The organism is Paenibacillus sp. HWE-109 (assembly GCF_022163125.1).
Lineage (GTDB): Bacteria > Bacillota > Bacilli > Paenibacillales > NBRC-103111 > Paenibacillus_E.
The window spans coordinates 7,456,704-7,472,945 of record NZ_CP091881.1; the positions used below are offsets into that span (position 1 = coordinate 7,456,704).

Genomic DNA, 16,242 nt, shown 5'->3' on the forward strand with positions numbered 1-16,242 from the left:
GTGGAAAAGCAACATGACGGTACAGAGGCAAGTAGGGTTAGGTGCGCTGGCTTGCGCATTGGTGTGGCAGTTGGTAGCAGGAACTTCGGTGCACGCGGCAGGGCCGACATTAACACTAAGTTCACAAGAGATAATTACATCAGGCGCTGTAATGAAGAATTACGTTTGGACAACAACGAGAAGCAATAAGGATGTTTCGGTTAACGCCAATGTGGTAGAGGTAGACTTGACGAATCCGAACGTTAAGATAGACGCAATGGCAGGGACGAAGAATCAATTCACGAAAAACCAGAGTGTGCTTGGTATGGTGAAGGATACTGGGGCTGTAGCTGGTGTGAATGGAGACTTTTTTAATACACAGGCGGAAGGTGTGCCAGAAGGTGCACAAATTACGAATGGGCAAGTGATGGCGACGCCAGCGAAGATATCTGGATTATATTCTTTTGCGATTACGAAGAGTAATCAGCCTATCATTGATATTTTTGACTTTCAAGGCAAGGTAACGGCGAAGGATGGTACTTCATTTGAGCTTGGCGGTGTGAATAAAACGTATTACTGGGATGATAATGATGTCGCGATGATTGCAGACGGGCTTTTTCTTTATACAAGTGCCTGGGCTATGACGCAGCGTGCAGTGGATGGGACGCATGTTCCAACAGAAGCACTTATTCAGAATGATATCGTTAAGGAAATTGCTGTGGATACCAATGTAAAAATGATCGCTCCCGCAGATGGATATATTCTCAGAGGTTCAGGACTTGCCAGGGAGTTTATCGTTAATCACCTCAAAGTTGGAGATAAAATCACGACCAAATATGATATGATTCCGCATGATGCTTCTCAGACCTATGACTGGAAAAATTTCAAAATGCTAATAGGCGGAAGCACATTACTTGTTGATGATGCGAAGCCTAGTTATTTTACGCGCAATATTGGCGATTTCAGTGGGTACAGTCCTCGTTCTCGTACAGCAATAGGCTATTCGAAGGACATGAAAACAGCTTATATTATTACGTCTGACAGGAGTGCAGGCAGTGCGGGGATGACGCTTCCGGAGCTTCAGCAATTCATGATTGGCGCTGGGGTTTGGAAAGGGATGGTTTTGGACGGAGGCGGATCTACACAGATGGTTTCGAGACCGTTGGGTGACTTTGATCCTAAGCTTGTAAACAAAACGGAGAACGGTAATCAACGATCTGTAGTGAATGGTGTTGGTGTATATTCGACAGCGCCAAAGGGTGATTTGAAAGGACTTATCTTAAAGGGCCAAAACATTTTATTCATGAATGAACCCAGCACTTATCAATTCAAAGCTTATGATGACTATTATAATCCAATTGCAATAGATGGGATTGTTCCACAGTGGAGCACCTCCACAACCAATGGATCTTTTAAAGACAATGTTTATACACCATCAACGACTGGTAAAACTCAAATTACCGCAAAATCAGGGAAAGGATCAGCATCCATGGATGTTGAGGTCGTGGGTAGAGATCAAATTACAGCGATGACTTTCAATGCAGGGGCTTTTTCGCTAACTGAGGGCGGAGACTTCAAGTTGCCTATCAGTGTGACTACAAGAAGTGGAGCAACTCGGGATTTACCAGCGGCCTCTGCGACATGGGAACTTAGTGGTGTTAAAGGGTCACTGAAAGATGGGGTTCTCCATGTAGACAGTGCGTCTGGATCCCAGGCAGCTCAAGTTATCGCCAGATATGATGGGTACAGCACGATGGTCACATTGCCTATTGGTCAAGAGAAGTCGTGGTACGATGTGGATAAATATGCAGTCATGACTACAGGGGACAAATACCCTGCGGAAGTAGTTTCTGCGGTGAATATTGCCCAAGATAACGGAAATAAGAATCTTGAGATAGCTTATGATTTCACAAAAGGGACAGGAACGAAAGCGGCATACGCAAGATTTAATGGAACGAGCGGTGCTCCTATTGAAGGTGAACCAGAATTTATTACAGCGAGAGTGCTTGGTGATGGAAGTTTTAACTGGGTACGAGCAGAGGTTGTTGACGCGAACGGCATTACGAATTTGGTGAGTTTTACAGAGAATATGAACTGGACTGGCTGGCGCAAATTAACAGCAGACGTGTCGGATCTCAAATATCCGCTCAAAATCAAAAGTGTTTATGTGGCCAATCCAGCCAATGGGCAGGATGAAAGAGCTTCAAAAGGGAAAATTAATATTGATGATATTTCATTTATTTACAAGGGCCAACTGACATCATTGCCGAAAAATACCGTAAAGCTGACTGTAAATAAAAAGCAAGTGACATTGAATGATAAACCTCTTACATTAGAGCAAGCACCTACCATCGTAAATGATAATACACTGATTCCCCTCCGCTTTGTTACAGAAGCGCTTGGTGGCAACGTAAAGTGGGACGAAAAAGAACGTAAAGTTACGGTCATTCGCGGGGATAAATTAATAGATCTGTGGATTGATAATTCAGACCTAATCGTTAATGGGCAGCGTGTGACAGCAGAAGTAGCGCCTAAAATCATGAATAATGTGACAATGGTCCCATTACGCCTCATTTCTGAGAAATTAGGCTTTAAAGTAGGCTGGGAACCCAAAAATTATGGGATAACATTGGAATAAATAGTGCTAGAAGTACACTTCAAATTGTCAGAACTATGGTACAATAATGGGTAGACTAATTTCTAATTTTGTTTATTAAAAGGAGCTCGTTTCATTTGCAGCCAGACGCTATAGATCGTGTCATAAAAAACGCAATTAACGTCATGGAGAGCAGCAAGTATCAAATGTTTGAAATCGCTGAAGCCTCTCGCTTCGAAAAGGAATCACTTATTCGGGAACTCGAGGAAATTAAATATGAGACGAGTGTAACGATTGAGCTGGTCGATAAGTTAGAGAAGGATTACAAGCGGTCTCGCATTCGACTCACCGAGGTCAGTCGTGACTTCAATAAATATCGTGAGGAAGATATTAAGATTGCTTATGAAGCGGCTATTGCATTTCAATTACAGCTTACAATAGCTAGGGAAAAAGAAAATAACCTGAAGACTAGACGCAATGATCTACAGATGCGGACTAAGAATGTGGACAAGCAGGTGGAGCGAGCCGAAACGATCGTTTCACAGATGAATGTCGTTCTAGAGTACTTATCGGGTGATCTTAATCAGGTGACTCGTATATTGGAATCTGCTAAGAACAGGCAGCTACTAGGTTTGAAAATTATTTTGGCGCAAGAGGAAGAACGAAAGCGTATCGCACGTGAAATACACGATGGGATGGCTCAAACGTTAGCTAATGTTGTACTTCGTACTGAAATTGCTCAGCGTATGCTTGTCAAAGACGACATTCCCGCGGTCAAGGAAGAATTAGTAGATTTAAAAGGTCAAGTCAGAGGGGGGCTTGAAGAGGTTCGCAAGATCATCTTCAACCTCCGCCCAATGGCGCTGGATGATTTGGGTATCGTACCGACTTTGCGTAAGTATGTGCAGGATTTTGAAGAGAAGTATCGTATCCGTACACAGTTTAATCTCGTAGGCAAGCAGACTCGCATTCCATCTGGGCTTGAAATTGCTATTTTCCGACTGGTACAAGAAGCTTTATCTAATGTAATCAAACATGCGAAAGCTACTTTCTTATCTGTTGAGCTCACCTTGGAACCTGATCAAGTGCAAATCTACGTGGTAGATAATGGGATCGGATTTGATGTGCCACAGACAGAGCAGAGAATAGCCAAAGGGAATAATTTCGGATTGCTGGGCATGCGCGAGCGTGTTGAGTTATTGGAAGGCTCAATGGTTCTTGAGTCCGAGAAGGATTCAGGGACCAAAATTACGATGCTAATCCCTATTGGCGGCGGTGCAGAGAACAAGGAGGAAAATCAGAATGGACAACACGGCGAGTCATAAACGCAATGTACGTCTCGTCATTGCAGACGACCATCAATTGTTTCGCGAAGGTGTTAAACGGATTATTAATATGGAAGATGATATGGAAGTCATCGGTGAATGTGGTGACGGGATCCAGGTTATCGAGCTTTGCAATCAAATTACCCCTGATATTGTGCTGATGGATATCAACATGCCTCTGGAGAACGGTGTTGTTGCGACGGAGCGATTGAAGCTGATTTTTCCAGATATCAAAGTTATTATTCTTTCCATTCACGATGATGAGAGCTATGTATTTGAAACTCTCCGCAAAGGAGCATCAGGCTACTTGCTCAAAGACATGGAGGCAGAGTCGCTCATTAATGCGATTCGTTCTGTTGTCGCGGGTCATGCCTATATTCACCCTAAGGTTACGGGTAAGTTGATCAATCAGCTCAGACGGATGACCTATTTGGATGATGTAGGGGTAGTAGGAAATGGACAAGGTGTGAAAGATTCAGCTTTAAAATACATACATAATGCAAATAGTCCACTAACCAAACGGGAAGCAGAAGTGCTTCGACTTATGGCCGAGGGGAAAAGTAACAAACTGATTGGAGAATTCCTATTTATCAGCGAGAAAACGGTTAAAAACCACGTCAGCAGCATTCTTCAGAAAATGGAAGTAGATGACCGGACACAAGCTGTTATTATCGCGATCAAAAATGGTTGGGTAACTCTGTAGACCTCTCTTGTTGGAACCCCTATTCCTTATTTCGCATACATTGCAAATAAGGGAGGGATCCGCTATGTGGATTGGATTACTTTGGATCTTGGGATGTTACGGAATCAGCATCGCTGTGCTCCACCTATTGATCGGAAACCGCAAGGGCAAAGGCAAGAAGCCGACAAAAATTTTACTTGTTACCAAAAATAATCAGAATCAGATTGAATGGTATATTCGCTCTTTGTTTTTCTTCTCGCGAGTCAAAGGAAATGAAGTGACGGCGACGATTTTCGATGAAGGGTCGTCCGACGATACGAGAAAAATCATTGAGCGACTGTCCTACACACATTCGTTAAATCTAAACCAAGGGACGGATAGTAGTTCTGTAGATGACTACTTAAGCAGAAATGAGCAAGAAGCTTTGATTGTGGTACATCTAAGCAATCGTGAGGATCTCGTTAAGTTTCCAGTTGGTTTGCAGTAATCGGTTACAAGTACTTAGTTGAAAAAGAGAGTAAGGTGAGCAATGAAGGTTCAACTTTACGCAGTTTGTTTAGGGACAACGTGGAAGTGGCAGTTATCCATTCACACGAAGACGGACATCCACTATTGGTTCGAGCATTACGCAGCCGACGCCGGCCTCGTATTGTTCGAACCTTTTATTTCGTTAGGGCAGGGTGTGCGGTTGCTGCAGAGCCTTAGAAAAGAAAAATTATTTGCAGTAGAGAATGTTGAAGTGAAAGCAGAAAATATGTTGAAAAGGCTTCGTACTCATGCGTATGAGTCGGGTATAACGCTGAGTAAGACACTCGATATGTCTATAATTAGTTATGAATCCTGGAAACATGCGAGGCCAATGTTAATGCTGGAGGCGGGCGTATATAACAGTATTGTTGAAGCATGCAGCGGTAGATCGTTACTCGTGGAAGAAATCTGTCAGGTATTAGAGGGTATTGGGGTTAATTGTGAGGTAGAAGACGTGTGGTTGTCTTATTTACAGTTAGCGCATCTTAACGGCGATCTGGAATGGGGAGCTGGTTTGAAGATTGTCGACTCCCGAGAATGGCGTCAATGGTTTAAGAAGGGGGTTATTTATAGATGCAATCGTTGTGGGAGTGGGAATGAGCGGATGTTCTGGTCGAGCTGCATCCATTGCGGACAAGAATGTCCTTATTGCGAGGAGTGCCTTGCGATGGGGCGTGTTCGGTTTTGTTCTTTACTCGTTAGTGGGAGATCATCTATAGAAACGAGAGTTGTTGTTTCGGAGGATCTCTGTGCCTATATAGAGCCCTGGGGGCTAAGCAGACCACAAGCGAGAGCATCGCTGGAGGGTTTGCAATATATTAGCGGAGCAGGAGCAAAGGTACAAGAACGAGGAGCGAGGGGCTTTGTGGATACTAAACCATTAGCTCCGCGTAAGTTTTTGATCTGGGCAGTTACTGGCGCTGGGAAAACAGAGATGATTTTTCCCTTTATCCACTATACGGTGGCCAAAGGTGGACGAGTTCTTATCGCAACACCACGCAAGGACGTGGTGTTGGAGCTTCAGCCGCGTATCACGCAAGCTTTCACGGGCTACAGCGTTGTTACGCTGTATGGAGGAAGCGAGCAGCGATGGGAGCAGGGCCAGATCACGATCGCGACAACGCACCAACTGCTGCGTTTTCACGAGGCCTTTGATCTGGTTGTTATTGATGAGATTGATGCGTTTCCGTATCACAACAATCCCATGCTAGCCTATGCCGCGTCTAAAGTCTGTAAGCCTAGTGGCATCAACATTCTACTTTCGGCTACACCCCCGAAAGCTATCAGACAAGCTGCTGAGCGCGGGCAGCTGCCGCATGTTCGAGTGCCTGTTCGTTACCACAGGCACCCCCTGCCAGTACCTCAGCTAATTTCTGTACCCAGTTTGAGAAAATCACAACAAACACAGTCCATACCGAAGACATTGTCTAATAAAATAGAGGTCTCTATTGATCGAGGAGCACAAGTATTTATTTTTGTGCCTAACATTCAATTGGTAGAGCCAGTAGTCGAACTATTAAGAAGCTTATGGAAAAGTACTACCTCCATATGCATAGAGGGGACTTCGTCCAAAGATCCCTCTCGAAGCGACAAAGTGCAAAGATTTAGAAACAGAGAGATTCGATTGCTTGTGACTACGACGATTTTAGAGCGGGGTGTTACTGTACCTAAGTCTGATGTGTTCATTCTAGATGCAGATTCAAGGCTGTTCGATGAAGCAGCACTCGTTCAGATGGCAGGACGCGCGGGAAGGTCGAAGGACGATCCCGCCGGGATGGTCTATTTTGCAGCAAAAGAAATGACGCAAGCACAAAAGGAGGCAATTCGACAAATTCGGCATATGAATCGCATTGCGAGCAAGCAAGGTTATTTAGTTGGGGGATGAATGATGAGACGGATGAAAAATTTTTTTGGAACGTTGGCTTCATTATTTAACGTCGAAAAAGAGGACTGCCCTCTTTGTAAGCAAGCAAGTGTAATTCAATTGAAACAACTTGGTCTTTGCAAGTCGTGTTTTGATCGGATTCCCTGGATTCTAAAAGTGCAATGTCCTATTTGTGGACGAGGCGAAAAATGTTGGGATTGTCAGAGGAGACAGCTGACCTATTTCACAAAAAATCGCAGCGCTGTAAAATATGATAATAGCATGAAAGGGTTGCTAGCGAGATATAAATATCGTGGGGATGAACGTCTTGAGTCAGTAATAGGTAACATGCTTGTTCATGCGTATCATTTAGTGAAAATTGATGAGCAGAAGGAAGCTAGTAACTCCAGTAGAGCGCAATCAATTATCACCTTCGTACCCGTGAGCGATAGAAGAATGCTGGAACGGGGTTTTAATCAAGCGGAACAAATGGCTTTTGAATTAGGAAGACGAGTTGGATTGATCGTTGTACCCCTTCTTACTCGTTCCAAGCATACCGATAAACAAAGTTTTAAGAAGAGGAATGAGCGATTGGAAGATTTGGAACATGTGTTTGAATTGGATTTATCGTATATAACTCATGAGGGATTGGTGGAAACATCGGGGATTATTTACCTTGTGGATGACGTATATACAACAGGAAGTACAATGAACCAGTGTGCCAGTGTGCTGAGAGATAATTTCTCCGCTGAGGTAGTTGGACTAACATGGGCGCGGTGAGAATTATAGGTGGAAAGAAGTTTGAAGATTGAGCAGTTATAACAAATTCTCATAGAAAAATCCACAAAAAAAAATGTTGAATATTGATGTCGATTTTTCGAAAAAACTCATAAAAACGCTAATTTTTTTTATATAGTAGGCCGATAGATATAGTAGTACATGTATTAAGCAGTCCTTATTTACTAGATAATTGATAGGATTGTGATAATCAAAAGGTTTAATGAGTGTATTTCAACTAAAGATTTTAAAAGGAGACTGCTCAATGGTACAAAAGGGAAGCAAGAAACTACTAGCAACAATATTACTAGGTTCAGCAGTTGCTCTTATACCAATTGCTACTGCAAATGCAGCAGAAGTAGCTGTGAGTTGGAATACAGATAACGTTATTATTACTAATAATGTTGGTAAGCCCGATATAGTAAAAGTTGGAGGATTAGTAGAGGGGGCAATTGTTAAGGTATATGACAAAGCTACCGGTGGAGTTTTACTAGGCTCTGGTACTGTTGCAAAAGGTTCCACGGAGGCATTAGTAAGTATTGCCAACCTAGGTGCCGCATCTGGGAAGGTATACATATCCGTAGTTTTGGAAACGGCAGCAACTGAAACATCCTTTTCTGCTGAAGCCGCATCCGATGCACCAGTAGCAGACAATATTACGATTACGAATAATGCAGGACTTACTGACAGCGTAAAAGTAACAGGTCTAGCTGTTGGCGATATCGTGAAAGTGTACAAAAAAGGCGCAGCAACCGTGCTGGGAACATCAACAGTAGCAACAGGGAAAACGGAAGCCATCGTAAGCGTTCCGCAATTGGGGACAGCAGCGGGTGACATCGAAGTAACTATTACTTCGACAGGTAAATTGGAGTCTACAAAAGTAGAAAAAGCTTATGATGCTGAAAGTAAAACGAACGCTTTGGATGAAACAAGCGCTGCAGCAACGAACAATGTAGGAAAAGCAGATACTGTAGCTTTCACAGGTTTGACTGCCGGAACTATTATTAAAATATATGATAAGCCGTTGTCAGATACAACTAAAAAGCAATTAGGAACAGCAACGGTAGCGGCAGGAGCAACAACGGCCTCTATTACAATAGCACAATTGGGAACAGCATCAGGTACAGTTTTTGTAACAGCAACGGAAGCAGGCAAAACAGAAAGCGATGCGTTGGAAGTTAGTTATACAGCAGAAGCAGTATCCACAGCTCCAGATGCGGCTAACATCACAATCGTTAATAATGCGGTCGTTGCAGATAGCGTAAAAGTAACAGGTCTAGCTGTTGGCGATATCGTGAAAGTGTACAAAAAAGGCGTAGCAACTGTGCTGGCGACATCGACAGCGGTAGCAACAGGGAAAACAGAAGCCATCGTAAGCGTACCACAACTGGGAACAGCAGCTGGCGACATTGAAGTAACGGTAACTTCCACAGGTAAACTGGAATCCACGAAAGTGGAGAAAGCTTTCGACGCAGAAGGTCAAACGGATGCTCTAGTGGAAGCGAACGTAACGGCAACCAACAACGTCGGGAAATCAGATACGGTAGACTTCAAGGGATTAACTGCAGGTACCATCGTCAAAGTGTATGACAAAGCCCTATCAGATACGACGAAAAAACAAATTGGAATGGTAACCGTAGCGGCAAACGCAACAACGGCATCCGTCAGCATCACACAACTGGGCGCAACGTCTGGTAAAGTCTATGTTACTGCAACTGTCGCAGGTAAAACCGAAAGCGAAGGGCTGGAAGTTAGCTACACAGCGGAATCGGTCTCCACAGCTCCAGATGCGGCTAACATCACAATCGTTAATAATGCGGTTGTTGCAGATAGCGTAAAAGTAACAGGTCTAGCTGTTGGCGATATCGTGAAAGTGTACAAAAAAGGCGTAGCAACTGTGCTGGCGACATCGACAGCGGTAGCAACAGGGAAAACGGAAGCCATCGTAAGCGTTCCACAACTGGGAACAGCAGCTGGCGACATTGAAGTAACGGTAACTTCGACAGGTAAACTGGAATCCACAAAAGTGGAGAAAGCTTTCGACGCAGAAGGTCAAACGGATGCTCTAGTGGAAGCGAACGTAACGGCCACCAACAACGTTGGAAAAGCAGATACGGTAGATTTTACGGGGTTAACAGCAGGCACCATCGTCAAAGTGTATGACAAAGCCCTATCAGATACGACGAAAAAACAAATTGGAACGGCAACCGTAGCGGCAAACGCAACAACGGCATCCGCCAGCATCACACAACTGGGCGCAACGTCTGGCAAAGTGTATGTTACTGCAACCGTCGCAGGTAAAACCGAAAGCGAAGGGCTGGAAGTTAGCTACACAGCGGAATCGGTCTCCACAGCTCCAGATGCGGCTAACATCACAATCGTTAATAATGCGGTTGTTGCAGATAGCGTAAAAGTAACAGGTCTAGCTGTTGGCGATATCGTGAAAGTGTACAAAAAAGGCGTAGCAACTGTCCTGTCGACAGCGACGGTAGCAACAGGGAAAACAGAAGCCATCGTAAGCGTTCCACAACTGGGAACAGCAGCTGGCGATATCGAAGTAACGGTAACTTCCACAGGGAAACTGGAGTCCACGAAAGTGGAGAAAGCTTTCGACGCAGAAGGTCAAACGGATGCTCTAGTGGAAGCGAACGTAACGGCAACGAATAACGTTGGAAAAGCAGATACGGTAGACTTCACGGGATTAACTGCAGGTACCATCGTCAAAGTGTATGACAAAGCTCTTTCAGATACGACGAAAAAACAAATTGGAACGGCAACCGTAGCGGCAGGTGCAACAACGGCATCCGTCAGCATTGCACAATTGGGCGCAACGTCTGGCAAAGTGTATGTTACTGCAACCGTCGCAGGTAAAACCGAAAGCGAAGGGCTGGAAGTTAGCTACACAGCGGAATCGGTCTCTACAGCTCCAGATGCGGCTAACATCACAATCGTTAATAATGCGGTTGTTGCAGATAGCGTAAAAGTAACAGGTCTAGCTGTTGGCGATATCGTGAAAGTGTACAAAAAAGGCGTAGCAACTGTCCTGTCGACAGCGACGGTAGCAACAGGGAAAACAGAAGCCATCGTAAGCGTATCACAACTGGGAACAGCAGCTGGCGATATCGAAGTAACGGTAACTTCCACAGGGAAACTGGAGTCCACGAAAGTGGAGAAAGCTTTCGACGCAGAAGGTCAAACGGATGCTCTAGTGGAAGCGAACGTAAAGGCCACCAACAACGTTGGAAAAGCAGATACGGTAGATTTTACGGGGTTAACAGCAGGCACCATCGTCAAAGTGTATGACAAAGCCCTATCAGATACGACGAAAAAACAAATTGGAACGGCAACCGTAGCGGCAAACGCAACAACGGCATCCGCCAGCATTGCACAATTGGGCGCAACGTCTGGCAAAGTGTATGTTACTGCAACCGTCGCAGGTAAAACCGAAAGCGAAGGGCTGGAAGTTAGCTACACAGCGGAATCGGTCTCCACAGCTCCAGATGCGGCTAACATCACGATCGTTAATAATGCGGTTGTTGCAGATAGCGTAAAAGTAACAGGTCTAGCTGTTGGCGATATCGTGAAAGTGTACAAAAAAGGCGTAGCAACTGTCCTGTCGACAGCGACGGTAGCAACAGGGAAAACAGAAGCCATCGTAAGCGTACCACAACTGGGAACAGCAGCTGGCGACATTGAAGTAACGGTAACTTCCACAGGGAAACTGGAATCCACGAAAGTGGAGAAAGCTTTCGACGCAGAAGGTCAAACGGATGCTCTAGTGGAAGCGAACGTAACGGCCACCAACAACGTTGGAAAAGCAGATACGGTAGATTTTACGGGGTTAACAGCAGGCACCATCGTCAAAGTGTATGACAAAGCTCTTTCAGATACGACGAAAAAACAAATTGGAACGGCAACCGTAGCGGCAAACGCAACAACGGCATCCGCCAGCATTGCACAATTGGGCGCAACGTCTGGCAAAGTGTATGTTACTGCAACCGTCGCAGGTAAAACCGAAAGCGAAGGGCTGGAAGTTAGCTACACAGCGGAATCGGTTTCCACAGCTCCAGATGCGGCTAACATCACAATCGTTAATAATGCGGTTGTTGCAGATAGCGTAAAAGTAACAGGTCTGGCTGTTGGCGATATCGTGAAAGTGTACAAAAAAGGCGTAGCAACTGTCCTGTCGACAGCGACGGTAGCAACAGGGAAAACAGAAGCCATCGTAAGCGTATCACAACTGGGAACAGCAGCTGGCGACATTGAAGTAACGGTAACTTCCACAGGGAAACTGGAGTCCACGAAAGTGGAGAAAGCTTTCGACGCAGAAGGTCAAACGGATGCTCTAGTGGAAGCGAACGTAACGGCAACCAATAACGTCGGGAAACCAGATACGGTAGACTTCAAGGGATTAACTGCAGGTACCATCGTCAAAGTGTATGACAAAGCCCTTTCAGATACGACGAAAAAACAAATTGGAACGGTAACCGTAGCGGCAAACGCAACAACGGCATCCGTCAGCATCACACAACTGGGCGCAACGTCTGGTAAAGTGTATGTTACTGCAACGGTCGCAGGTAAAACCGAAAGCGAAGGGCTGGAAGTTAGCTACACAGCGGAATCGGTCTCCACAGCTCCAGATGCGGCTAACATCACAATCGTTAATAATGCGGTTGTTGCAGATAGCGTAAAAGTAACAGGTCTAGCTGTTGGCGATATCGTGAAAGTGTACAAAAAAGGCGTAGCAACTGTGCTGGCGACATCGACGGTAGCAACAGGGAAAACGGAAGCCATCGTAAGCGTACCACAACTGGGAACAGCAGCTGGAGACATTGAAGTAACGGTAACTTCCACAGGGAAACTGGAATCCACGAAAGTGGAGAAAGCTTTCGATGCAGAAGGTCAATCCGATGCTTTGGTGGAAGCGAACGTAACGGCAACCAATAACGTCGGGAAACCAGATACGGTAGACTTCAAGGGATTAACTGCAGGTACCATCGTCAAAGTGTATGACAAAGCTCTGTCAGATACGACGAAAAAACAAATTGGAACGGCAACCGTAGCGGCAGGCGCAACAACGGCATCCGTCAGCATCACACAACTGGGCGCAACGTCTGGTAAAGTCTATGTTACTGCAACGGTCGCAGGTAAAACCGAAAGCGAAGGGCTGGAAGTTAGCTACACAGCGGAATCGGTCTCCACAGCTCCAGATGCGGCTAACATCACAATCGTTAATAATGCGGTTGTTGCAGATAGCGTAAAAGTAACAGGTCTAGCTGTTGGCGATATCGTGAAAGTGTACAAAAAAGGCGTAGCAACTGTGCTGGCGACATCGACAGCGGTAGCAACAGGGAAGACAGAAGCCATCGTAAGCGTACCACAACTGGGAACAGCAGCGGGCGATATCGAAGTAACGGTAACTTCCACAGGTAAACTGGAATCCACGAAAGTGGAGAAAGCTTTCGATGCAGAAGGTCAATCCGATGCTTTGGTGGAAGCGAACGTAACAGCAACCAACAACGTTGGAAAAGCAGATACGGTTGCTTTCACGGGATTAACAGCGGGCACCATCGTCAAAGTGTATGACAAAGCCCTATCAGATACGACGAAAAAACAAATTGGAACGGCAACCGTAGCGGCAGGCGCAACAACGGCATCCGTCAGCATCACACAACTGGGCGCAACGTCTGGCAAAGTGTATGTTACTGCAACCGTAGCAGGTAAAACCGAAAGCGAAGGGCTGGAAGTTAGCTACACAGCGGAATCGGTCTCCACAGCTCCAGATGCGGCTAACATCACAATCGTCAATAATGCGGTTATTGCAGATAGCGTAAAAGTAACAGGTCTGGCTGTTGGCGATATCGTGAAAGTGTACAAAAAAGGCGTAGCAACCGTGCTGGCGACATCGACAGCGGTAGCAACAGGGAAAACGGAAGCCATCGTAAGTGTTCCACAACTGGGAACAGCAGCTGGCGACATTGAAGTAACGGTAACTTCCACAGGTAAACTGGAATCCACGAAAGTGGAGAAAGCTTTTGAAGCAGAAGGACAAGCCGATACCGTAGTAGAAGCGAACGTAACCGTAACAAATAACGTCGGGAAAGCAGATACGGTTGCCTTCACGGGATTAACAGCGGGCACCATCGTTAAAGTGTACGACAAAGCATTGTCGGATACGACGAAAAAGCAAATTGGAACGGCAACCGTAGCGGCAGGCGCAACAACGGCATCCGTCAGCATCCCACAACTGGGCGCAACGTCTGGTAAAGTCTATGTTACTGCAACGGTCGCAGGTAAAACCGAAAGCGCAGGGCTGGAAGTTAGCTACACAGCGGAAGCAGTATCAACGGCTCCAGATGCGGCAAGCATCACGATTGTTAATAATGCAGTAATTCCAGATAGCGTAAAAGTAACAGGTCTAGCTGCTGGCGATATCGTGAAAGTGTACAAAAAAGGCGAAGCAACCGTTCTGGCGACATCGACAGCGGTAGCAACAGGGAAGACAGAAGCCATTGTAAGTATTCCGCAACTGGGAGCAGTAGCGGGCGACATCGAAGTAACCGTAACTTCGACAGGGAAACTGGAGTCTACGAAAGTAGAGAAAGCTTTCGACGCAGAAGCGAAAACGGCAACCCTAGATGCAAGTAAAATAACAGTGTTGAATAAAGTAGGTAATGCAGACTCTGTAACTGTTACTGGTCTAACAACAGGCACTGTAGTCAAAGTGTATACTAAAGCATTAGCTGGAACACAAATTGGAGTAGCAACTGTGTTAGCTGGTAAAACAGATGTTACATTGAATGTTTCAAACTTAGGTTTCTCGGCAGGTAAAGTGTATGTTACAAATGCAGAAGTAGGGAAATTAGAAAGTGATACTGTTGAAGTTGATTATGCTGCTGAATAATTAATTAATTAATATTAGAGAGTTGCAATTGCACTTATAATCAAATTACCCAAAAGGCCTTAGTTCGGATATTCCGATCTGAGGCTCTTTTTTAACCAACCAAGCTTGTGTATCCAGAGATGTTACTTGTTTCAGGGAATAAAAAGCTGCATAAAGTGAAGAAAAATATTATTGTGCAAACGCTGTCGAATTGCGGTAAACTGGAATTAATAAATGGGTAATGGGGATAATAGAAGGAGGAGATACAAGTGGGAATGAATGTCGCTAACTGTCCACGCTGTGGTAAAATATATGTTAAGGGCTTTGCCGAAATGTGTCCAAACTGTTTAAAGGATTTGGAGCAGCAGTACGATAAATGCCTGAAGTACCTACGTGAGAATAAAGGTACAAACATTCATGATTTAAGTGAGGCGACAGGTGTATCAGTTAAACAGATTACAAAATTTATTCGTGATGGTCGCATTTCTATTCTGCATGCACCGAATATGGCCTACTCCTGTGAAGTTTGCGGAGCGTCCATCCGTGAGAATACTATTTGTGAACCTTGCCGCAGTAAGCTTGTTAAGGATGTTAGAAACAACGCAGAAGATGAGCGGCGGAAAACAGAGCAGGAAGCAAGAGTTCAAGTTAGTTTTAAAATTAAAGATCGTTTGGATGAAAGACACTAATTAATCCTTAAAAGGTTTTTAAGGATATAAAGTTTCATAAGCATGATGCCGATAATAGTAGTAAAGATTATCGGCTTTTTATTTTATATGTCTTAGCAATTAGGAGTGTTACCTTATGAAGATTAATGACAATCAAAGGATCGGTGCAGTAAATCCATACAAAAAAGTAGGAGATAGTAAATTTGCGTACTCAACTGAAAAAAAAGATAAACCCAAAGATCAAGTTGAAATTTCAGCTGAAGCAAAGGAACTTTTAGGTGTACATGAGAGTGCTCGTACGGAAGAGCAAGCTCGTCGTATTGAAGACTTGAAAAGTTCAGTAGCCAATGGTACATACCGTGTGGATGCGAATAAAATTGCAGAAAAACTTCTTCCATTTCTGAAGTGAACAACAACGTAAAAGCAGGTGAAGGAGCATGTCGATAAAGCCTTTGTTGGATACAATGGATAAACTTCAAGATGCTCATGAGGCATTGCTCGAATTGGCAAAAGCTAAGAAGCAAATTCTTATTAGTAACGATGTTGAGCGGCTAAATATGTTTGTAAACAAAGAAAGTAAGTATGTAAGAGCAGTTGCTGAAGCCAATCAAGAACGCTTGCAACATGTTAGTTCTTACTTGATTTCAAGGGGTTATAATCCAAATCCCAAAATAACGATCAGCGACTTGATAAAAGTGATATTTAAGGCAGAAGAGAAGCAAGCGCTTTTGCAGGCTCAGCAAAAATTAATGATGACCATTCAGGATCTAAAACAGATCAACAAATTAAATCAACAATTAATTGAGCAATCGCTAGCTTTTATCGATTATTCAGTTGATCTAGTCTTAGGGGCCCCTGAAGACGATGTGGTTTATCAGAATCCGCAACAGCAGTCCTATGGAACCAAACGAACAGGGATTTTTGATACGAAAGCGTAGTT

At 44.6% G+C, this 16,242-nt stretch carries 10 protein-coding genes; all 10 read left to right on the top strand.

Features of this window, described 5'->3' with window-relative positions; genetic code table 11:
• Positions 1-13: 13 nt before the first annotated feature.
• The 10 genes from LOZ80_RS32010 to LOZ80_RS32055 all read left to right on the top strand — a co-directional run bounded on the left by LOZ80_RS32010 (position 14) and on the right by LOZ80_RS32055 (position 16,240).
• Positions 14-2,617 (top strand): stalk domain-containing protein, encoded by a 2,604-nt coding sequence (locus LOZ80_RS32010; RefSeq protein ID WP_238168356.1) that lies wholly within the window; start codon positions 14-16, stop codon positions 2,615-2,617.
• 95 nt (positions 2,618-2,712) lie between these two features.
• Complete coding sequence (locus LOZ80_RS32015; RefSeq protein ID WP_238168357.1) at positions 2,713-3,900, top strand: sensor histidine kinase; 1,188 nt, start codon at positions 2,713-2,715, stop codon at positions 3,898-3,900.
• Positions 3,878-4,603 carry a response regulator gene (locus tag LOZ80_RS32020; protein ID WP_189016283.1) on the top strand — a complete coding sequence of 242 codons (726 nt, stop codon included), beginning with the start codon at positions 3,878-3,880 and terminating at the stop codon, positions 4,601-4,603. Before LOZ80_RS32015 ends, LOZ80_RS32020 begins: the two co-directional genes overlap by 23 nt.
• Positions 4,604-4,667: 64 nt before the next feature.
• Complete coding sequence (locus tag LOZ80_RS32025; RefSeq protein WP_238168358.1) at positions 4,668-5,069, top strand: hypothetical protein; 402 nt, start codon at positions 4,668-4,670, stop codon at positions 5,067-5,069.
• 42 nt (positions 5,070-5,111) lie between these two features.
• On the top strand, positions 5,112-6,995 hold the full coding sequence (locus tag LOZ80_RS32030) for an ATP-dependent helicase ComFA (protein WP_238168359.1): 1,884 nt from the start codon (positions 5,112-5,114) through the stop codon (positions 6,993-6,995).
• Positions 6,996-7,754: a ComFC family protein gene (locus tag LOZ80_RS32035; RefSeq protein ID WP_238168360.1), complete on the top strand. Its 759-nt coding sequence runs from the start codon at positions 6,996-6,998 to the stop codon at positions 7,752-7,754.
• A 262-nt stretch (positions 7,755-8,016) separates the two neighbouring features.
• Positions 8,017-14,655 carry a hypothetical protein gene (locus LOZ80_RS32040; protein WP_238168361.1) on the top strand — a complete coding sequence of 2,213 codons (6,639 nt, stop codon included), beginning with the start codon at positions 8,017-8,019 and terminating at the stop codon, positions 14,653-14,655.
• Between the two features lie 254 nt (positions 14,656-14,909).
• A complete protein-coding gene (locus tag LOZ80_RS32045) occupies positions 14,910-15,323 on the top strand; it encodes a TIGR03826 family flagellar region protein (RefSeq protein WP_337951041.1) in 414 nt (137 codons plus the stop codon).
• Between the two features lie 115 nt (positions 15,324-15,438).
• Positions 15,439-15,711 carry a flagellar biosynthesis anti-sigma factor FlgM gene (gene flgM / locus LOZ80_RS32050; RefSeq protein ID WP_238168363.1) on the top strand — a complete coding sequence of 91 codons (273 nt, stop codon included), beginning with the start codon at positions 15,439-15,441 and terminating at the stop codon, positions 15,709-15,711.
• 28 nt (positions 15,712-15,739) lie between these two features.
• A complete protein-coding gene (locus tag LOZ80_RS32055) occupies positions 15,740-16,240 on the top strand; it encodes a flagellar protein FlgN (protein ID WP_238168364.1) in 501 nt (166 codons plus the stop codon).
• The last annotated feature ends 2 nt before the right edge of the window (positions 16,241-16,242 follow it).

Excerpts from the sequence above, each read along its gene's own strand:
- flgM (WP_238168363.1), top strand. The coding sequence starts at position 15,439 with ATGAAGATTAATGACAATCAAAGGATCGGTGCAGTAAATCCATACAAA.
- LOZ80_RS32020 (WP_189016283.1), top strand. The coding sequence starts at position 3,878 with ATGGACAACACGGCGAGTCATAAACGCAATGTACGTCTCGTCATTGCA.
- LOZ80_RS32045 (WP_337951041.1), top strand. The coding sequence starts at position 14,910 with ATGAATGTCGCTAACTGTCCACGCTGTGGTAAAATATATGTTAAGGGC.
- LOZ80_RS32035 (WP_238168360.1), top strand. The coding sequence starts at position 6,996 with ATGATGAGACGGATGAAAAATTTTTTTGGAACGTTGGCTTCATTATTT.
- LOZ80_RS32030 (WP_238168359.1), top strand. The coding sequence starts at position 5,112 with ATGAAGGTTCAACTTTACGCAGTTTGTTTAGGGACAACGTGGAAGTGG.
- LOZ80_RS32055 (WP_238168364.1), top strand. The coding sequence starts at position 15,740 with ATGTCGATAAAGCCTTTGTTGGATACAATGGATAAACTTCAAGATGCT.
- LOZ80_RS32040 (WP_238168361.1), top strand. The coding sequence starts at position 8,017 with ATGGTACAAAAGGGAAGCAAGAAACTACTAGCAACAATATTACTAGGT.
- LOZ80_RS32025 (WP_238168358.1), top strand. The coding sequence starts at position 4,668 with ATGTGGATTGGATTACTTTGGATCTTGGGATGTTACGGAATCAGCATC.
- LOZ80_RS32010 (WP_238168356.1), top strand. The coding sequence starts at position 14 with ATGACGGTACAGAGGCAAGTAGGGTTAGGTGCGCTGGCTTGCGCATTG.